Source organism: Rubrivivax sp. JA1055 (genome assembly GCF_020966565.1).
Classification (GTDB): Bacteria; Pseudomonadota; Gammaproteobacteria; order Burkholderiales; family Burkholderiaceae_C; genus Rubrivivax; species Rubrivivax benzoatilyticus.
Genome location: NZ_JAJKFP010000003.1, coordinates 177,884 through 195,911, shown reverse-complemented (window position 1 = coordinate 195,911; position 18,028 = coordinate 177,884). Strand labels below are relative to the sequence as shown.

Annotated in this window: 16 protein-coding genes and 1 riboswitch; of the genes, 7 read left to right on the top strand and 9 right to left on the bottom strand. The window is 70.2% G+C overall.

The genetic code is table 11. The annotated features are described in order from the left end of the window. Nucleotides 1-545 precede the first annotated feature (545 nt). Nucleotides 546-2,396: a glutamine--fructose-6-phosphate transaminase (isomerizing) gene (gene glmS / locus LOC65_RS06505; protein ID WP_230246982.1), complete on the bottom strand. Its 1,851-nt coding sequence runs from the start codon at nt 2,394-2,396 to the stop codon at nt 546-548. Nucleotides 2,397-2,550: 154 nt separating this feature from the next. Here glmS and LOC65_RS06500 point away from each other — a divergent pair, with 154 nt between their 5' ends. Together LOC65_RS06500 and LOC65_RS06495 are read left to right on the top strand one after the other, a co-directional pair. Beyond that, entirely contained in the window at nt 2,551-3,024 is a 474-nt protein-coding gene (locus LOC65_RS06500) for an Lrp/AsnC family transcriptional regulator (RefSeq protein WP_009858750.1), read from the top strand. Between the two features lie 77 nt (nt 3,025-3,101). After that, nucleotides 3,102-4,076 carry a YcjF family protein gene (locus tag LOC65_RS06495; RefSeq protein WP_230246981.1) on the top strand — a complete coding sequence of 325 codons (975 nt, stop codon included), beginning with the start codon at nt 3,102-3,104 and terminating at the stop codon, nt 4,074-4,076. A gap of 173 nt (nt 4,077-4,249) precedes the next feature. Here LOC65_RS06495 and LOC65_RS06490 read toward each other — a convergent pair whose 3' ends face one another. From LOC65_RS06490 to LOC65_RS06465, 6 genes are all read right to left on the bottom strand, one after another. Then, nucleotides 4,250-5,431 carry a class I SAM-dependent rRNA methyltransferase gene (locus LOC65_RS06490; RefSeq protein ID WP_230246980.1) on the bottom strand — a complete coding sequence of 394 codons (1,182 nt, stop codon included), beginning with the start codon at nt 5,429-5,431 and terminating at the stop codon, nt 4,250-4,252. 208 nt (nt 5,432-5,639) lie between these two features. Continuing rightward, on the bottom strand, nt 5,640-6,581 hold the full coding sequence (locus LOC65_RS06485) for a tyrosine recombinase XerC (protein ID WP_230246979.1): 942 nt from the start codon (nt 6,579-6,581) through the stop codon (nt 5,640-5,642). Between the two features lie 8 nt (nt 6,582-6,589). Then, on the bottom strand, nt 6,590-7,255 hold the full coding sequence (locus LOC65_RS06480) for a DUF484 family protein (RefSeq protein WP_009858754.1): 666 nt from the start codon (nt 7,253-7,255) through the stop codon (nt 6,590-6,592). Continuing rightward, the gene (gene dapF, locus LOC65_RS06475) at nt 7,252-8,097 is read right to left on the bottom strand and encodes a diaminopimelate epimerase (RefSeq protein WP_230246978.1); all 846 of its coding nucleotides are present in this window, start codon (nt 8,095-8,097) and stop codon (nt 7,252-7,254) included. Before dapF ends, LOC65_RS06480 begins: the two co-directional genes overlap by 4 nt. Before the next feature lie 7 nt (nt 8,098-8,104). Continuing rightward, complete coding sequence (locus LOC65_RS06470) at nt 8,105-8,995, bottom strand: lysophospholipid acyltransferase family protein (protein ID WP_230246977.1); 891 nt, start codon at nt 8,993-8,995, stop codon at nt 8,105-8,107. Then, nucleotides 8,992-9,846 (bottom strand): lysophospholipid acyltransferase family protein, encoded by an 855-nt coding sequence (locus tag LOC65_RS06465; RefSeq protein ID WP_009858757.1) that lies wholly within the window; start codon nt 9,844-9,846, stop codon nt 8,992-8,994. Before LOC65_RS06465 ends, LOC65_RS06470 begins: the two co-directional genes overlap by 4 nt. Before the next feature lie 213 nt (nt 9,847-10,059). Between LOC65_RS06465 and metK the strand changes: the two genes are divergently transcribed. After that, nucleotides 10,060-11,241 (top strand): methionine adenosyltransferase, encoded by a 1,182-nt coding sequence (metK, locus tag LOC65_RS06460; protein WP_009858758.1) that lies wholly within the window; start codon nt 10,060-10,062, stop codon nt 11,239-11,241. 254 nt (nt 11,242-11,495) lie between these two features. On the opposite strand, the gene purT is transcribed toward metK, so the two are convergent. Next, nucleotides 11,496-12,701, bottom strand: coding sequence for a formate-dependent phosphoribosylglycinamide formyltransferase (gene purT, locus LOC65_RS06455; protein WP_230246976.1), 1,206 nt, complete (start codon nt 12,699-12,701; stop codon nt 11,496-11,498). A 138-nt stretch (nt 12,702-12,839) separates the two neighbouring features. On the opposite strand from purT, the gene LOC65_RS06450 reads away from it, so the two are divergent. Continuing rightward, a complete protein-coding gene (locus tag LOC65_RS06450; protein ID WP_230246975.1) occupies nt 12,840-13,337 on the top strand; it encodes a hypothetical protein in 498 nt (165 codons plus the stop codon). Here the strand turns inward: LOC65_RS06450 and LOC65_RS06445 are convergent, their stop codons facing one another. Further along, nucleotides 13,338-14,162: an HAD-IIB family hydrolase gene (locus LOC65_RS06445; protein ID WP_230246974.1), complete on the bottom strand. Its 825-nt coding sequence runs from the start codon at nt 14,160-14,162 to the stop codon at nt 13,338-13,340. It lies immediately after the preceding gene. Between the two features lie 30 nt (nt 14,163-14,192). Between LOC65_RS06445 and ppk2 the strand changes: the two genes are divergently transcribed. The 3 genes from ppk2 (at nt 14,193) to metF (ending at nt 17,992) form a co-directional block, all read left to right on the top strand. After that, entirely contained in the window at nt 14,193-15,356 is a 1,164-nt protein-coding gene (ppk2, locus tag LOC65_RS06440) for a polyphosphate kinase 2 (RefSeq protein WP_009858762.1), read from the top strand. A 60-nt stretch (nt 15,357-15,416) separates the two neighbouring features. Beyond that, a riboswitch (S-adenosyl-L-homocysteine riboswitch) is annotated at nt 15,417-15,497 on the top strand. Between the two features lie 85 nt (nt 15,498-15,582). After that, nucleotides 15,583-17,019 carry an adenosylhomocysteinase gene (gene ahcY, locus LOC65_RS06435; RefSeq protein ID WP_009858763.1) on the top strand — a complete coding sequence of 479 codons (1,437 nt, stop codon included), beginning with the start codon at nt 15,583-15,585 and terminating at the stop codon, nt 17,017-17,019. A gap of 130 nt (nt 17,020-17,149) precedes the next feature. Then, a complete protein-coding gene (gene metF, locus LOC65_RS06430; protein ID WP_230246973.1) occupies nt 17,150-17,992 on the top strand; it encodes a methylenetetrahydrofolate reductase [NAD(P)H] in 843 nt (280 codons plus the stop codon). Nucleotides 17,993-18,028 lie beyond the last annotated feature (36 nt).

The following is an 18,028-nucleotide window of genomic DNA, read 5'->3' as shown; positions in this document are numbered from 1 at the left end:
GCAAACGCAAACAGAGAGGGATTAATCTGCGTTACATTCGACGCAAGAGCGGTGAACGTCGCTTTTACGTAACAGGCTGTTTAAGAACGGCCTCAGGGCGCGCGACTGATTGCGCGGATCAACCTGACAAAGGCTCGACAGATAGACACCATGGCAACTGGCATGCCAAGCCTTTTTTAGCAGCCCGCTAGCGTCCAAACCTAAGCGACCCGACAATGAAATAGGCGCCGCACGAGACGGCACTGCCCCGGGTATTCGCGTGCCGTCGAAACTGCAACCAGCTGGACCGGAGGACACCCCCTCTTGCCCTTCCACCGTTCGATCGAGAACTACAAGCTTCCGCCCAAAACTCAACGCCCTAGGCTACCCGGAGTCCCAAGTTCTGCTTTAGGTTGGACGCAAGGGGAGGATTCTCTGCACCTCCGCATTCAGAAGACCACTAATACGCCAGCCTGTACCACTCGGGCTGCGCAACCCGCATCCCGACAGGCCTTATTCAAACTATGACAGGCCATATTCCGTCATGTCAGGGCTGCGGCGCCCCCTCACTCCACCGTCACCGACTTCGCCAGATTCCTCGGCTTGTCCACATCCGTCCCCCGCGCACAAGCCGCGTGGTAGGCCAGCAGCTGCAGCGGCACCACGTGCAGGATCGGCGACAGCCGGCCGTAGTGCTCGGGCATGCGGATGACGTGCACGCCGGTGTCGCTGGCGATGTGGCTGTCGGCGTCGGCGAAGACGTAGAGCTGGCCGGCGCGGGCGCGCACTTCCTGCATGTTGCTCTTCAGCTTCTCCAGCAGCGCATCGTTCGGCGCCACCGTCACCACCGGCATCTGCTCGGTCACCAGCGCCAGCGGGCCGTGCTTCAGCTCGCCGGCCGGGTAGGCCTCGGCGTGGATGTAGCTGATCTCCTTGAGCTTCAGCGCGCCTTCCAGCGCGATCGGGTAGTGCAGCCCGCGGCCCAGGAACAGCGCGTTCTCCTTGCGCGAGAAGTCCTCGCTCCAGGCGATGACCTGCGGCTCCAGCGCCAGCACGGCCTGCAGCGCCAGCGGCAGGTGGCGCAGCGCCTTCAGCTCCGCGGCTTCCTGCTCGTCGGTCAGCCGGCCCTTCACCTGCGCCAGCGCCAGCGTCAGCAGGTACAGCGCGACGAGCTGGGTCGTGAAGGCCTTGGTGCTGGCGACGCCGATCTCGACGCCGGCGCGTGTGACGTAGGCCAGCTCGCACTCGCGCACCATCGCGCTGGTGGCGACGTTGCAGATCGTCAGCGTGTGCTTCATGCCCAGGCTGCGCGCGTGCTTCAGCGCGGCCAGCGTGTCGGCGGTCTCGCCGCTCTGGCTGATCGTGACGACCAGCGTGCGCGGGTCGGGCACGCTGTCGCGGTAGCGGTACTCGCTGGCGATCTCCACCGTCGTCGGGATGCCGGCCACCGACTCCAGCCAGTAGCGCGCGGTGCTGCCGGCGTAGTAGCTGGTGCCGCAGGCCAGGATCAGCACGCGGTCGACGTCCTTGAAGATGCGGTAGGCGCCGTCGCCGAACAGCTCGGGGCTGATGCCGGGCACCGCGTCCAGCGTGTCGGCAATCGCCTTGGGCTGCTCGAAGATCTCCTTCTGCATGTAGTGCCGGTACGGCCCCAGCTCGGCGGCGCCGCTGTAGGCGGCGACGGTGCGCACTTCGCGCTCGACGGCGCGGTAGCGGCCCTGCTCGTCGGCGGCGCTGATCCACACCCGGCCCAGTTGCAGGTCGACGACGTCGCCTTCTTCCAGGTAGACGATGCGTTCGGTGACGCCGGCCAGCGCCATCGCGTCGGAGGCGACGAAGTTCTCGCCTTCGCCGACGCCCAGCACCAGCGGCGACCCCTGGCGCGCACCGACCACGCGGTGCGGCTCGTCACGGCAGAAGACGGCGATCGCGTAGGCGCCGCGCAGCCGCGGCAGCGCACGCTGCACGGCTTCGAGCAGGTCGCCTTCGTAATAGCGGTGCACCAGGTGGGCGATGACCTCGGTGTCGGTCTGGCTGGCGAAGACGTAGCCGCGCTGCTGCAGCTCGGCACGCAGCTCGTCGTGGTTCTCGATGATGCCGTTGTGCACCAGCGCGATCCGGCCCGGGCCCTCGGCGCCGGGGCCGGCCGAGAAGTGCGGGTGGGCGTTGTGCACCAGCGGCGCGCCGTGCGTCGCCCAGCGCGTGTGCGCGATGCCGGTGGTGGCGGCGATGCCGTCATGCGCGACGTTGGCTTCCAGCTCGGCCACGCGCGAGGTGCTGCGCGCCCGGCGCAGCTCGCCGTCCTGGTGCACGGCCACGCCGCAGGAGTCGTAGCCGCGGTACTCCAGCCGCTTCAGGCCTTCGATCAGGATCGGGACGATGTTGCGCGTGCTGACCGCGCCGACGATGCCGCACATGGATTCAACCTTTCGAACTTCGGTGGCCGGATGCTAGGCCGGGGCGGATGAAGTTTTCGTTCATTGATGGCGTGATCGTGAACGATTCACCCACACGAATGAGGTATCGGCATTTTATTTCGTTACTTCACATCGGATGGCATATCCTTTCGTCATGGATCTCGACGCCACCGACTACCGCCTGCTCGAGCTGCTGCAGGACGACGCCTCGCTGTCCAACCAGGCACTGGCCGAACGCGCCCACACCTCGCCAGCGACGGCGCTGCGGCGCGTGCGGCGGCTGGTCGACGGCGGCGTCATCGAGCGCCGCGTCGCGCTGCTCTCGCCCGAACGCCTGGGCGCCGGGCTGACGGCGCTGGTGGAGATCACGCTGGACCGACAGGGCGCCGAGCACCTGGACGCCTTCGAGGCCCGTGTCGCCGGCGACGCCGCGGTGCAGCAGTGCTACCGCGTGTCGCCGGGGCCGGACTTCGTGCTCGTCGTGCACGCCGCCGACATGGCCGGCTACCACGCGCTGGTGCAGCGCCTGTTCACGCAGGACGCCAACGTGCGCAACGTGAAGGCTTTCTTCAGCGTCAAGCGCGCCAAGTTCGACCCGCGGCTGCCGCTGCCGGCGCCGGCACGCTGACGCGGCAAGCACCCGCGGCGCAGCGGACAACGCGCACTCGCTAGAGTGCGCGCGTCAACACCCGCCGCCACCGCCCGATGAACACCGCCGACACCCGCGCCGTCCTGACGATCGCCCTGCTCGCCGCCTTCGCCGACGGCCGCAAGCACGAACGCGAGCGTGAACAGATCCGCCGCATCGCCGAAGGCCTGGCGCAGGACGCGGCTGTCGACCTGCCGTCGCTGGTGCAGGACGTGCTGCTCAAGCGTGTGGACGTGGCCGCGGCCGCCGCCGCGCTGAGCAGCGCCGACGCGCGCCAGCTGGCCTACGAGATGGCAGTGGGCGTCTGCGACGCCGACGGCACGCAGAGCGATGCCGAGCGCGCCTTCCTCGCCGACCTGGCGCGTCGTCTCGGCCTCGACGACGGCGAGGCCGGCGCCTACGCGGCGCAGGCCGAGACGCTGGCGTCGGCGGACGTCGCCGGCGAGGTGGTGGAGGCCGCTGCGCCGGCGGCCGCGGCGGACACCGTGGCGCGCCCGGCCCGGCCCGCGGTCGACGAGGCCGAGCTGGACCGCGCGATCCTCAACGCCGCGATCCTGAACGGCGCGCTGGAGCTGCTGCCCGAGTCGCTGTCGACGCTGGCCATCATCCCGCTGCAGATGAAGCTGGTGCACCGCGTCGGCCTGGCCTACGGCTACCCGCTGGACAGCGGCCACGTGAAGGACTTCCTGGCCACCGCCGGCGTCGGCCTCACCTCGCAATACCTGGAGCAGGCCGGGCGCAAGCTGCTGGGCGGCCTGCTCGGGCGCGTCGGCGGCGGGCTGCTCGGCGGCCTCGGCAAGCAGGCCGTCAGCTCAGGGCTGAGCTTCGCGACGACCTGGGCGCTGGGTCAGGTCGCCAAGCGTTACTACGCCGGCGGGCGCACCTTCTCCACCGAGATGCTGCGCAGCACCTATACCGAGCTGCTGCAGCAGGCGCGCGGCATGCAGAGCCAGTACGCGCCGCAGATCCAGCAGCAGGCGCGCACGCTGGACGTGCAGAAGGTGATGGCGATGGTGCGCGGGGGGCGGTGAGGCCAGGAAGGCTGGGGTCAGAAGCCTGGAAGCCTGGGGAAGCCTGGAAGCCTGGGGTCAGGTCCCTCAGGACCTGACCCCGAGCAGCCTCGAGCAGCCACTGGTGCGCGGCCGCTGAAGTCTGGGGTCAGGTCCTGCGGGACCTGACCCCGAGCGGCCGCTGAACGCCGGCGCTACTGCCTGACGATCGCCAGCCCCTTCAGGTACTCGCCCTCGGGGAAGAACAGCGTCGTCGGGTGGTCGGGCGCGCCTTCCAGCCGGGCCAGGATCGCGCCATCGACACCGGCGTCCATCGCCGCGCCGGCGACGATCTTGTGGAACAGGTCGGCGCTGATGCCGCCCGAGCAGCTGAAGGTCAGCAGCAGCCCACCCGGCTCCAGCAGCTTCAGCGCCAGGCGGTTGATGTCCTTGTAGGCGCGCGACGCACGTTCGGCGTGCGCCGCGGTGGGCGCGAACTTCGGCGGGTCGAGCACGATGGCGTCGTAGCGCTGCCCCGCCTTCAGCTCGTCGCGCAGGAACTGGTTGACGTCGGCGTCCTGCGTGCGGCTGCGCGCGGCGTCGAAGCCGTTCAGCTCGACGTGGGCCTGCACCCGCTCCAGCGCCGGCGCCGACGAGTCGATGCTGGTGACGTGGCGCGCACCGCCGGCCAGCGCCGCGACGCTGAAGCCGCCGGTGTAGCAGAAGCAGTTCAGCACGCGCTGGGCGCCCTGCTGGCGCACCAGCTCGGCGAAACGCGCGCGGTTGTCGCGCTGGTCGAGGTAGAAGCCGGTCTTGTGGCCGGTGGCCACGTCCAGCGTCAGCTTCCAGCCGTGTTCGCGGATCGTGACCTCGGTGCCGCCGCCGCCGCGCAGCCAGCCGGTCACCGGCTCCAGGCCTTCGAGCGAACGCACGCTGGCGTCGGAGCGTTCATACAGGCCGCGCGCGCCGGTCTGCGCCATCAGCGCGTCGGCGATCACGTCCTTCCAGCGCACGCTGCCCACCGACAGGAACTGCACCGACAGCAGGTCGCCGTAGCGGTCGACGACGAGGCCCGGCAGGCCGTCGGCTTCGCCGTGGATCAGGCGCACGCCGTCGCTGGCCACCGGCAGGCGCGCACGCAGCGCCAGCGCACGCGCGATGCGGCGCTGGAAGAAGTCGGCGTCGATGCGTTCGCTGGCCTCGAAGCTCCAGGCGCGCACGCGGATCGTCGAGTTCGGGCTGTAGGCCCCCCAGGCGAGGAAGCTGCCGTCGGCGGCGTCCACCCGAACGGTCTCGCCGGCGTCGGCCTTGCCTTTTTCGATGCTGCCCTGGAACACCCAGGGGTGGCGGCGCTGCAGCGAGCGCTCCTTGCCTTCGCGCAGTCGGATCGTTTTCATGGGCGCGATTGTCGCCGCGCCCTGAAGAACGGGTTCAGAAGAACGGGGTCAGGTCTCGGAGGAACGGGAGGAACGGGGTCAGGTCTCGTGAGACCTGACCCCTGACGGCCGCTGAAGAGCGGAAGAACGGGGTCAGGTCTTGCGAGACCTGACCCCTGACCGCTGAGACCTGACCCCAGACCGCCGACCCCAGACCGCCGGCGCGGCCTCAGCCGCCTTCGGGCGTCTTGCGTTTGGCCCGCGGATGCGCGGCGTCGTAGGCGCGTGCCAGGTGCTGGAAGTCGAGCTGGGTGTAGACCTGGGTCGTCGAGATGCTGGCGTGGCCCAGCAGCTCCTGCACCGCACGCAGGTCGCCGCTGCTCTGCAGCAGATGGCTGGCATAGCTGTGGCGCAGCATGTGCGGGTGCGCGTGCGTCGGCAGCCCGGCCTGCAGTGCGATCTGCTTCAAGCGTGCGCGCAGCGCGCCTTGCGACAGGCGTTCGCCACGCCGGCTGACGAAGAGCGCCGGCTCGCCGGCCGCGGCCAATTGCCCGCGCACCGCCAGCCAGGCGGCCAGCGCCTCCAGCGCCTTGGCGCCCACCGGCACGCTGCGCCGCTTGCGGCCCTTGCCGAGCACGTGGGCGCTGGCGTCTTCGGCGTCGATCCAGCCGGCGGCCGTGGCCGACGGCGCCACGTCCAGCGCCAGCAGCTCGCCGATGCGCAGCCCGCAGCCGTAGAGCAGCTCGACGATCGCGTGGTCGCGCGCCGCCAGGCGGGTGTCGCCGTCTTCGTTCTCTTTTTCGGCCAGCGCGACGGCCTGGTCGACCGGCAGCGCCTTGGGCAGCGGCTTGCCGGTCTTGGGCGCCTTCAGGCCGTCGACCGGATTCGCCGGCACCAGGCCTTCGCGGCCCCACCAGCGGTACAGCCCGCGCCAGGCCGACAGCACCAGGGCGATGCTGCGCGGCGCGAGGCCGGCGGTGCGCAGCTGCGCCATCCAGCGGCGCACGTGGTGCGGCTGGGCGGCGCGCAGTTCGACGCCGTCGGCTGCGGCCGAGGCCGCCAGCCGGCCGAGGGCGTCGCGGTACAGCGCCAGCGTGCGCGGCGCCAGCCGCCGCTCGACGCCCTGGTGGTCCAGCCAGCGCTGCACGTCGTCGGGCAGCGTGGCGCCCATCGCCGGGCTCAGGCCGTCAGACGCGAGAGAGCCGCTCCCGCGGTGTCGCCGATGCGCACCAGGAACTCGGTGCCCATGTCGGCGCTGTAGCGCGTCGGGTCGGGCGAGCCCAGGATCAGCAGGCCGAAGCTGCCGGCCGCGCCGCGCAGCGGGATCAGCGCCACCGAGGCGATGGCGCCCGGCTCGGGCAGCCAGCTCACGGCCTCGAAACCGGCGTTCACGCCGCAGTACGGCTGCGACAGGCTGTCGGCGAAGCTCTTCACGTCGTCGCTGACCGGCTCGCTGAAGCGCTGGCCTTCGTGCGCCGGGGCGACGTTCCACAGCCGCAGCGCGGCCTGCGGGATCATGAACTGGTGCTGCAGCTCGTCGACCAGCACCGCGGGCAGCGCGGCGGCGTCGGCGGTGACGAGCAGCGCGCGTGTCCAGCGGTGCAGGCGTTCGGCGATGCCGACGTTCTCCTGGCTGTGCCGGATCATCTCGACGATGCGCATCTCCAGGCCCTTGATGCGGTCGCGCAGCATTTCCATCTGCCGCTCCTGCAGCGAGACGGCGCGCTGGCCGTGCGGGCTGGTGAGCTGCACGCTGGACAGCAGCTCGGCGTGGCGCTCGAAGAAGCCGGGCGTGTTGGCCAGGTACTCGGCGATGTCGTTCTCGGTGATGCCCTGGAGGTTCACAGCTCGATTTCTCCTTCGAAGACGGTCACGGCAGGGCCGGTCATCAGCACCGAGGCGCTGTCGTCGGGCCACTCGATCAGCAGGTCGCCGCCGCGCGCGTGCACCTCGACGCGGCGGTCCAGCCAGCCCAGGCGGATGCCGGCGACGACCGCGGCGCAGGCGCCGGTGCCGCAGGCCAGCGTCTCGCCGGCGTCGCGCTCGTAGACACGCAGCTTCACCTCGCTGCGCGACAAGACCTGCAGGAAGCCGGCGTTGACGCGGCGCGGGAAGCGCGCATGGCTCTCGACCCGCGGGCCGACGGCGGCCACCGGCGCGGCGTCGACGTCGGCTACACGCATCACCGCGTGCGGGTTGCCCATCGACAGCACGGCGACCTCGACTCCGGCGTCGGCCAGCGGCCAGAGCTCGAAGCCGTTGACGAGGCGCGGCATCAGCCCGCTGGCGTCGAAGGGCACACGCGCCAGGTCGAAGACGGGGCGGTTCATGTCGACACGCACGCGGCCGTCGGCGGCCAGCGACAGCTCGAGCAGGTTGTTGACGGTCTCGACGCGGATCGTCGTCTTGTCGGTCAGGCCGTGGTCGACGACGTAGCGCACGAAGCAGCGCGAGCCGTTGCCGCACTGCTCGACCTCGTCGCCGGTGTTGTTGAAGATGCGGTAGCGGAAGTCGACGCCGGGCGTCGTGCTGCGCTCGATGACGAGGATCTGGTCGGCGCCGACGCCCAAGCGCCGGTCACCCAGCCGGCGGATCTGCTCGCGCGACAGCGCCAGCGGCGCGCCGGTGGCGTCGAGCACGACGAAGTCGTTGCCGGCGCCGTGCATCTTGGTGAAGCGCAGTCGCATCGGCGGATTATCGCTTCGTGTACAGCCCGGGCTCGCCCTCGGGGCGGGTCTTGAACCGCTTGTGCACCCAGAGGTACTGCGACGGGTTGCGCACGACCTCGCTCTCGATCCACTCGTTCATGCGCCGGGCGTCGGCCTCGGCGTCGTCGCTGGGCCAGTCGGTGAACGGGGGCAGGAAACGCACGCGGTAGCCGGCACCGCCGGGCAGGAACTCGGCGACCACCGGCTGCACCGTCATCTTCAGCCCGCGCGCCATCTTCGACGGCGCCGTCAGCGTCGCCGCCGGCACGCCGAAGAACGGCACGAACACCGCCTCGCGGCGGCCGAAGTCCATGTCGGGCAGGTTGAAGAAGGCCGCGCCGCGTTTGACGGCACGCACCAGCGGCAGCGCGCTCTCCTGGCGCGAGAACACCTCGCCGCGCCCGAAGCGCAGCCGCCCGGCGCGCATCGCCGCGTCCATCACCGCATTGCTCTGGCGCTGGTAGATCGAGGCCACCCAGCGCTGCTGGAACAGCTGCGTGGCGGCGCCGGCGACGTCCAGCGCCAGGAAGTGCGGCACCAGCCACATCACCGGGCGCTCGCTCTCGTCGGCCAGGTGCACCTGGCCTTCGACGTGGATCAGGCGCTTCAGGCGCTCGGGGGGGGCGTACCAGAGCAGGCCGCGTTCGATGAGGCTGCGGCCGAGCCAGCCGAAGTGCTCGCGCGCGATGCGCTCGCGCTCGGCGGCGGGCTTGTCGGGGAAACACAGCTCCAGGTTGCGCAGCGCGATGCGCCGCCGCGAGCCGGCGAGGCGGAAGAACAGGGCGCCGAGGCCGCGGCCGAGCGCGGCCTGCACCCCCAGCGGCAGCCAATGCAGCAGCCAGACGAGCGCCAGCACGGCGCGGGACAGCAGAGTCATGAGGACGCGCCGCTGCGCGGCGCCTTGTAGCGGTGGTAGCCCCACAGGTACTGCGTGGGCTTGAGGCGGATGACGGCTTCCATCGAGCGGTTCACGGCGATCGCACCCGCTTCGTCACCGCCGTCCTCGGGCAGCGGCACCGGCATCGGCATCAGGCGCACCACGTAACCGGCACCACGCGGCAGGCGTTCGGCCCAGAGGATGGCCACCGCGGCGCCGGTCTGCTGCACCAGGCGCGCGGCCAGCGTCATCGTGTAGGCGGGCTGGCCGAAGAACGGCGCCCAGACCCCCTGGCCTTCGGGCGGCACCTGGTCGGGCAGCAGGCCCACGGTCTCGCCCTTCTTCAGCGCCCGCAGCATCTGGCGCACGCCGGCCAGCGTGGCCGGTGCGGTGGCCAGCGCCGGGCGCGCGCGTGCGGTCTCCTCCAGCTCGCGCAGCAGCTGCTTGCGCGCCGGGCGGTAGAGCACGGTCAGCGGCTGGCGCGCGCCGAAACGTTCGGCGTAGGCCTGGGCGGCGATCTCGAAGCTGCCCATGTGCGGCGTCAGCAGCACCAGGCCCTTGCCGCGGCCCAGCAGCGACTCCATCAGCTCGGCGCCTTCCCAGCGCACCGGGTCGGCGATCGGCTGCTCGCGCGGGCGCAGCCACAGGCGCGGCACCTCCATCACCAGGCGGCCGGCATCGGCCACCGCCTCGCGGCGCTCGGCCGCGGTCAGCCCGGCCAGCGCGGCATTGGCGTCCAGGCGGCGGCGGTAGGACGGCGAAGCCCAGTAGACCAGCCAGCCAAGGAAAGCGCCCAGGACGTGGAGAAAACGCAAGGAACGGCGAGACAGCCAGCGAACCAGGAAAAACATGCTTGTATGATCCGGCCGTCGCCGAGTTAACAGGACAACTTGCGGGGCGACGCGGGAGCCGAAGGATACCGAGGCCCCGCCGGGCGAGACGCCGCTTCGGGTGGTGTTGGCTCAACAAATCCGCTAAAGCGTTCGCCGCGGCTCCAGATGCATCTGACCCCGACGATCGCGAAGTCAGGGTTCGATAGACAGACAGACAGGAGCTTTTCAGCAGTGGCGAACGATTTCCTCTTCACCTCCGAATCCGTCTCCGAAGGCCATCCCGACAAGGTGGCCGACCAGATCTCGGACGCGATCCTCGATGCGATCTTCAAGCAGGACCCGCGCAGCCGCGTGGCCGCCGAGACGCTGACCAACACCGGCCTCGTGGTGCTGGCCGGCGAGATCACGACCAACGCGCACGTCGACTACATCCAGGTCGCGCGCGACACGATCAAGCGCATCGGCTACGACAACACCGACTACGGCATCGACTACAAGGGCTGTGCGGTGCTCGTCGCCTACGACAAGCAGAGCAACGACATCGCCCAGGGCGTGGACCACGCGTCCGACGACCACCTGAACACCGGCGCCGGCGACCAGGGCCTGATGTTCGGCTACGCCTGCGACGAGACGCCCGAGCTGATGCCGGCGCCGATCTACTACGCGCACCGCCTCGTCGAGCGCCAGGCCGAGCTGCGCAAGAACGGCAAGCTGCCCTTCCTGCGCCCCGACGCCAAGAGCCAGGTGACGATGCGCTACGTCGACGGCAAGCCGCACTCGATCGACACCGTCGTGCTGTCGACCCAGCACCACCCCGACCAGAGCGAGACCGCCACCAAGCTGAAGGCCAGCTTCTACGAGGCCGTCATCGAGGAGATCATCAAGCCGGTGCTGCCCAAGGAATGGCTGCAGGACACGCGCTACCTGGTCAACCCGACCGGCCGCTTCGTCATCGGCGGCCCGCAAGGCGACTGCGGCCTGACCGGCCGCAAGATCATCGTCGACACCTACGGCGGCGCCTGCCCGCACGGCGGTGGCGCGTTCTCGGGCAAGGACCCGTCCAAGGTCGACCGCTCGGCCGCCTACGCCGCGCGCTACGTCGCCAAGAACGTCGTCGCCGCCGGCCTGGCGCGCCAGTGCCAGGTGCAGGTCGCCTACGCGATCGGCGTCGCCAAGCCGATGAACATCACGGTCTACACCGAAGGCACCGGCGTCATCTCCGACGCCGAGATCGCCAAGCTGGTCGAGACCCACTTCGACCTGCGCCCCAAGGGCATCATCCAGATGCTCGACCTGCTGCGCCCGATCTACGAGAAGACCGCCGCCTACGGCCACTTCGGCCGTGAAGAGCCGGAATTCACGTGGGAGCGCACGGATAAGGCTGCGGCGCTTCGCGCAGCCGCCGGGCTGTAAGCCCCGCCGCGGCAAGAGGGGTCAGGCAAGAGGGGTCAGGTCTCACGAGACCTGACCCCAGACCTCCACGAGACCTGACCCCAGCTTTTCGCGGACCTCCGCTGCACCCGACGCCGGCCTCGCGCCGGCGTTTTCGTTGGCGCAGGAAAAGCGGCGGCGCTGCCGGGCTGCACGCCCCGCCGCGGCAAGAGGGGTCAGGTCTCACAAGACCTAACCCCGGCCTTCCCCGGCGTTCTGACCCCGGCCTTCCCGACTCAGGCCACCCGCGGCCGGACCTTCGACGCTGCGAGCTTGGCGCGTTCGCGCGCCGTGTCGACGTCGTCGGCGTGCACCAGCGCCACGCCCATGCGGCGCTTGACGAAGCTCTCGGGCTTGCCGAACAGGCGCAGCTCGCTGCCCGGCACGGCCAGCGCGTCGGCGACGCCGTCGAAGACGATGCCGGCGGCGTCGACGCCGCCGTAGACCACGGCGCTGGCGCCCGGGCTCTTCAGCGAGGCGTCGACCGGCAGGCCGAGGATGGCGCGCGCGTGCAGCTCGAACTCGTTCTGCCACTGCGTGGCCATCGTCACCATGCCGGTGTCGTGCGGCCGCGGGCTGACCTCGCTGAACCAGACCTGGTCGCCCTTGACGAAGAGCTCGACGCCGAAAAGGCCCAAGCCGCCCAGGTCGTCGGTGATCTTCTTGGCGATGTCGCGCGAGGCGGCCAGCGCCGCCGGGCTCATCGGATGCGGCTGCCAGCTCTCGACGTAGTCGCCGCTGACCTGCACGTGGCCGATCGGGTCGCAGAAATGCGTCTGCGGCTGGCCGTCGGCACCCAGCGCGCGCACGGTGAGCTGGGTGATCTCGTAATCGAAATCGATGAAGCCCTCGACGATGATGCGGCCGCCGGCAACACGGCCGCCGGCCATCGCGTAATCCCAGGCCTTCTTCACGCCGTCGGGGCCGTCGATCTTGCTCTGGCCCTTGCCGCTGGAGCTCATCACCGGCTTGACGACACAGGGGTAGCCGATGCCGCCGTCGATCGCCGCCTGCAGTTCTTCCAGCGAATCGCAGAAGCGGTAGGGGCTGGTCGGCAGGCCCAGCGTCTCGGCGGCCAGGCGGCGGATGCCTTCGCGGTCCATCGTCAGGCGCGCGGCGCGCGCCGTCGGGATGCAGCGGATGCGGCCTTCGGCCTCCAGCTGCTCGAGCACCGGCGTCGCGATGGCCTCGATCTCGGGCACGACGAGCTGCGGCTTCTCGGCCTCGAGCAGCGCACGCAGCTGCTCGGGGTCGCTCATCGTGATCGTGCGCGCGTGGTGCGCGACCTGCTGGCCGGGCGCGTTCTCGTAGCGGTCGACGGCGATCGTCTCGACGCCCAGGCGCTGCAGCGCGATCAGTACCTCCTTGCCGAGTTCGCCGCTGCCCAGCAGCAGGACACGGGTGGCGGACGGGGACAGCGGCGTGCCGATGACGGTGCTCATGACGGATGGGGCGGAAGTCGGACGGAGGGCCCGGATTGTCGCCGCAGGCATGCCGCGGGCCGCTTGTCGCGCGACACAACGCGACCTTTGCCCGGCTTTTCCCGCTCAACGACTTCGCCGGACAGCCGAAAGTCAGGCATGGCCCACCTCGACGACCTCTTCGGCGCCCCGCTGCACGAGCACCGTGGCGACCGCCAGCACCGCTTCATGGAGTCGGCGGACATCAACATCGTCTTCCGCGAGCTGTTCCGCCCGCTGCAGGCCAACGTGCGCCGCGGCATGACCATCGAGGGCCAGCTGTACGGCATCGAGATGGACCCCTGCATCCCCGGCGAGCTGCTGGGCTCGACCTGGATCGCGCCGGTGGCCGGCACCGCGTCGGACCCGGAACGCCTGGCCGACAACGGCCTGCGCCGCGCGACGCTGGCCGAGCTGCTGGCCGAGCCGCGGCCGGAGGCGCTGTTCGTCTACGTCTGCGAACGCAAGATCAAGCGCCGCCCGGTGCTCTACGTCGAGCTGGCGTCCGAGGACGGCCAGTACGCCGCCGAGCACCCGATCCGCTCGGCGCGCGGCTGGCACCACCGCGAGCTGATCGAGGCGCCGTACCGCCGCCTGGGCCCGCTGGCGCTGGCCTGATCAGCGCCCGAAGCCGGCGATCACCGCCTGCGCGACCTCGGCGAAGCCGGCGCCGCGCTCGCCCCGCGTGATCCAGCGCGGCCAGGTGTGCAGCTGGGCGGCAAAGCGCCGCAGGTTGGCGACGCCGACTGAACGCTCGAAGGCCCCGAACATCAGCTGGTCGTTGGTCGAGTCGCCGACGTAGACCCAGCGGTCGATCTCGCCGGCCAGCTCGCGCCCGTACAGCCGGCGCAGCATCCAGTGCGCCGCGCTCAGCTTGGTGTGCGTGCCGATCCAGCCGTTGACGTGGATCGAGCTGACGGTGGCGGTGAGGCCTTCGTCGCGCATCAGGCGCACGACGGTCTCGATCTGCGCCTCGTCCAGCCGGGCGAACTCGGAATGGTCGACGGCGATGTCGGTGACGCGGCCGTCGCTGTCGCGCGCCAGCGTCGCGCCCGGCACCTCGTGCAGCACGCGCGCCGCGGCGGCGCGCAGGCGCTCGGCGTTGTGCACGCGTTCGGCCGCGGGCTGGGCGAACTCGACGCGTGCACCGTCGCCGTCGGGGATCAGCGCCGCGCCGCCGTTTTCGGCGACCATCGCGTCCAGCGGCCAGGCGCCCAGCAGCGGCAGGCACCAGCCCAGCGGCCGCCCGGTGATCGCGATCACCGGCACGCCGGCGGCCCGCAGTTCGGCCAGCGCGGTGGCGGCCGGCGGGTCGATGCGGCCGTCGGCGGTCAGCGTGTCGTCGATGTCGGTGAAGACGCCGAGGCTGCCGTGAAGTGCGGCGGGGACGAGGTCGACGGCTTGACTCAAGATAATTGACAGCTCGGCTGGACGGTCGATCATGGGCAGGTCGAAACGTCGCGAGCGCGTCTCATGGCCCAGGATTCTGCCGCAAGCCCCCCGCCCCCCAAGCCTGCGCGACGCCCCCGTCGCCCGCGTGCCGTCGCCAGCGGCGACACCGCGCCGACGCTGTCGGCGCCGGCCATCGAGGCCAGCGTCGTGCAGCGCGCCGCCGAGCGCCACCAGACCGCGACCGCGATGGCACTGAAGGACGTGCTGGCCGCACACGCCAACGGCGATGCCGGCCCCGACGGCGAGTGGCTGCGCCAGATGCAGGCGCTGATCGCCGGCGCCTCGCCCGACGAGGCCAAGGCGCTGCGCCGGCTGCTGTTCGCACGCGAGACCGTCGTCCCCGAGGGCGTCGACCCCGACCTCGAGCTGCGCCCCGGCTGGCGCGACGGCGGCTACCCGTACAAGAACCTGATGTCGCGGCGCAGCTACGAGCGCCAGAAGTACCGGCTGCAGGTCGAGCTGCTGAAGCTGCAGGCCTGGGTCAAGGAGACCGGCCAGCGTGTCGTGATCCTCTTCGAGGGCCGCGACGCCGCCGGCAAGGGCGGCACGATCAAACGTTTCATGGAGCACCTGAACCCGCGCGGCGCGCGGGTCGTCGCGCTGGAGAAGCCCAGCGACGTCGAACGCGGCCAGTGGTACTTCCAGCGCTACATCCAGCACCTGCCGACACGCGGCGAGATCGTGCTCTTCGACCGCAGCTGGTACAACCGCGCCGGCGTCGAACGCGTGATGGGCTTCTGCTCGGACAACGAGTACGACGAGTTCATGCGCCAGGCGCCGGAGTTCGAGCGCCATCTCGTGCGCAGCGGCGTGCACCTGTTCAAGTTCTGGTTCTCGGTCAGCCGCGACGAGCAGCGCCGCCGCTTCAAGGAGCGCCGCGCCCACCCGCTCAAGCAGTGGAAGCTGTCGCCGATCGACGTCGCCTCGCTGGACAAGTGGGACGACTACACCCGCGCCAAGGAATCGATGTTCCTGCACACCGACACCTCGGACGCGCCGTGGATCGTCATCAAGTCGGATTGCAAGAAGCGCGCGCGCCTGAACGCGATGCGCTACCTGCTGCACCGCCTGCCGTACTCGAACAAGGACCTGCACACGCTGGGCACGGTCGACACGCTGCTCGTCGGGCGCGCGGCGATCGCCAGCTTCCGCGCGGACGAATTCACGCCGGCCGCCGACGCCTGACCCCGGCCGCGGGCCGGCGCCGTTTCGCGCGCGGCCGGCCCGTGGCTACAATCGCGCACCGTTTCCGAGGAGCGTTGCAACCTCACCCGCTTGAGGCCAGGCTCGGAAATCTCACCCCCATTGCAACTGCGCTCACCCGCACGACTGACGTCGTGGGTGGTGGGCGATGCGCTTGAACCTCCCCTGACGCCTGCCGCGCGGGTTCCAACCGAACTGGAGCCCCGTGATGAACGCCGTCCTGAAAGCACAGCACCACCCCGACTACGCGATCGCCGACCTGTCGCTCGCCGCCTGGGGCCGCAAGGAACTCAACATCGCCGAGTGCGAGATGCCCGCGCTGATGGCCATCCGCAGCGAGTACGCCGAGAGCCAGCCGCTCAAGGGCGCGCGCATCACCGGCAGCCTGCACATGACCATCCAGACCGCGGTGCTCGTCGAGACGCTGCAGGCGCTGGGCGCGCAGGTGCGCTGGGCCTCGTGCAACATCTTCTCGACCCAGGACCACGCCGCCGCGGCGCTGGTCGAGCGCGGCACGCCGGTCTTCGCCTACAAGGGCGAGAACCTGACCGACTACTGGGACTACACCCACCGCATCTTCGAGTTCGGCCCCGCCGGCACGCCGGGCGAAGGCCCGAACATGATCCTCGACGACGGCGGCGACGCGACGCTGCTGATGCACCTGGGCAAGCGCGCCGAGAAGGACCTGTCGGTGCTGGACAAGCCGACGAGCGAGGAAGAGACCTGCCTGTTCGCCGCGATCAAGGCCAAGCTCGCCGTCGACCCGACCTGGTACAGCCGCAAGAGCGCCGAGATCATCGGCGTCACCGAGGAGACGACGACCGGCGTGCACCGCCTGAACGAGATGTCGGCCAAGGGCACGCTGCTGTTCCGCGCGATCAACGTCAACGACTCGGTCACGAAGAGCAAGTTCGACAACCTCTACGGCTGCCGCGAGTCGCTGGTCGACGGCATCAAGCGCGCCACCGACGTGATGGTCGCCGGCAAGATCGCCGTCGTCGCCGGCTACGGTGACGTCGGCAAGGGCAGCGCGCAGGCGCTGCGCGCGCTGTCGGCCCAGGTCTGGGTGACCGAGATCGACCCGATCAACGCGCTGCAGGCGGCGATGGAAGGCTACCGCGTCGTGACGATGGACTGGGCCGCCGACAAGGCCGACATCTTCGTCACCGCCACCGGCAACAAGAGCGTCATCACCTTCGACCACATGGCGAAGATGAAGCACAACGCGATCGTCTGCAACATCGGCCACTTCGACAACGAGATCGACGTCGCGTCGCTCGAAGCGAAGTGCCAGTGGGAGGAGATCAAGCCGCAGGTCGACCACGTCATCTTCCCGGACGGCAAGCGCATCATCATGCTGGCCAAGGGCCGCCTGGTGAACCTGGGCTGCGCCACCGGCCACCCGAGCTACGTGATGAGCTCGTCGTTCGCGAACCAGACGATCGCCCAGATCGAGCTGTTCACGCACAGCGACTACTACGAGGTCGGCAAGGTCTACGTGCTGCCCAAGCACCTCGACGAGAAGGTCGCGCGCCTGCAGCTGAAGACGCTGAACGCCGAGCTGACCGAGCTGACCGAAGAGCAGGCGGCCTACATCGGCGTGCCCAAGCAAGGGCCCTACAAGCCGGATACGTACCGGTACTGAGCCCCCGCAGCGCCTTCGGCGCTCCCCCGCGGCCCGGCAGAGCCGGGTCGCGGCGCTTGCTTGATGGGCCGCTGTTCCGCCAAGAGGCGGACACGGCCCGCTTCTCTCATGCCCGCCCGCGAGTTCGCCCATGAGCACCACGCCCGTCAGCTTCGAGTTCTTCCCGCCGAACACGCCGGTCGGCGCGGACAAGCTGCGCACCGTCGTCCAGGATCTGGCGGCGGTGAACCCCGAGTTCTTCAGCGTCACCTACGGCGCCGGCGGCACGACGCGCGAGCGCACGCTGGACACCGTCAAGGCCATCGCCGCGATGGGCCACGAGGCCGCGCCGCACCTGTCCTGCGTCGGCAGCACCGAAGCCAACATCGCCGAGATCCTGGCCACCTACCGCGAGCAGGGCATCCGCCGCATCGTCGCGCTGCGCGGCGACCTGCCCAGCGGCACCGCGACCGCGGGCGAGTTCCGCTATGCCAGCGACCTCGTCGAGTTCATCCGCCGCACCCAGGGCGACGACTGGTTCATCGAGGTCGCCGCCTACCCCGAATACCACCCGCAGCAGCGCTACGCGCGCCGCGACCTCGAGCACTTCGCGAACAAGGTCGGCGCCGGCGCCAACTCGGCGATCACGCAGTTCTTCTTCAACCCCGACGCCTACTTCCACTTCGTCGACGAGGTGCACAAGCTGGGCGTGCGTGTGCCCATCGTCCCGGGGATCATGCCGATCCACAACTACGCGCGCATCGCCCAGTTCGCCGCGCGCGACGGCATCGAGATCCCGCGCTGGGTGGCGCTGAAGATGGAAGGCTTCATGGACGACACCGCGTCGGTGCGCGCCTTCGGCATCGAGGTCGTCACGCGGCTGTGCGAACGGCTCATCGCCGGCGGTGCTCCGGCGCTGCATTTCTATACGCTGAACCAGTCCTCGCTTTCGCTGGAGATCTGCCGCAGACTCGGCTTGGCTCAAGACGCCTGACGTCGGTCAAGAGCAACACAAGAGCCGGCGGAACTG

Bases quoted from the DNA above. Each gene is read 5' to 3' on its own strand.
- LOC65_RS06485 (WP_230246979.1), bottom strand. From the start codon at position 6,581: ATGGGCGCCACGCTGCCCGACGACGTGCAGCGCTGGCTGGACCACCAG.
- glmS (WP_230246982.1), bottom strand. From the start codon at position 2,396: ATGTGCGGCATCGTCGGCGCGGTCAGCACGCGCAACATCGTCCCGATC.
- LOC65_RS06470 (WP_230246977.1), bottom strand. From the start codon at position 8,995: ATGACTCTGCTGTCCCGCGCCGTGCTGGCGCTCGTCTGGCTGCTGCAT.
- LOC65_RS06465 (WP_009858757.1), bottom strand. From the start codon at position 9,846: ATGTTTTTCCTGGTTCGCTGGCTGTCTCGCCGTTCCTTGCGTTTTCTC.
- ppk2 (WP_009858762.1), top strand. From the start codon at position 14,193: ATGGCCCAGGATTCTGCCGCAAGCCCCCCGCCCCCCAAGCCTGCGCGA.
- LOC65_RS06450 (WP_230246975.1), top strand. From the start codon at position 12,840: ATGGCCCACCTCGACGACCTCTTCGGCGCCCCGCTGCACGAGCACCGT.
- LOC65_RS06490 (WP_230246980.1), bottom strand. From the start codon at position 5,431: ATGAAAACGATCCGACTGCGCGAAGGCAAGGAGCGCTCGCTGCAGCGC.
- LOC65_RS06445 (WP_230246974.1), bottom strand. From the start codon at position 14,162: ATGATCGACCGTCCAGCCGAGCTGTCAATTATCTTGAGTCAAGCCGTC.
- LOC65_RS06495 (WP_230246981.1), top strand. From the start codon at position 3,102: ATGAACACCGCCGACACCCGCGCCGTCCTGACGATCGCCCTGCTCGCC.
- purT (WP_230246976.1), bottom strand. From the start codon at position 12,701: ATGAGCACCGTCATCGGCACGCCGCTGTCCCCGTCCGCCACCCGTGTC.
- metF (WP_230246973.1), top strand. From the start codon at position 17,150: ATGAGCACCACGCCCGTCAGCTTCGAGTTCTTCCCGCCGAACACGCCG.
- LOC65_RS06500 (WP_009858750.1), top strand. From the start codon at position 2,551: ATGGATCTCGACGCCACCGACTACCGCCTGCTCGAGCTGCTGCAGGAC.
- dapF (WP_230246978.1), bottom strand. From the start codon at position 8,097: ATGCGACTGCGCTTCACCAAGATGCACGGCGCCGGCAACGACTTCGTC.
- ahcY (WP_009858763.1), top strand. From the start codon at position 15,583: ATGAACGCCGTCCTGAAAGCACAGCACCACCCCGACTACGCGATCGCC.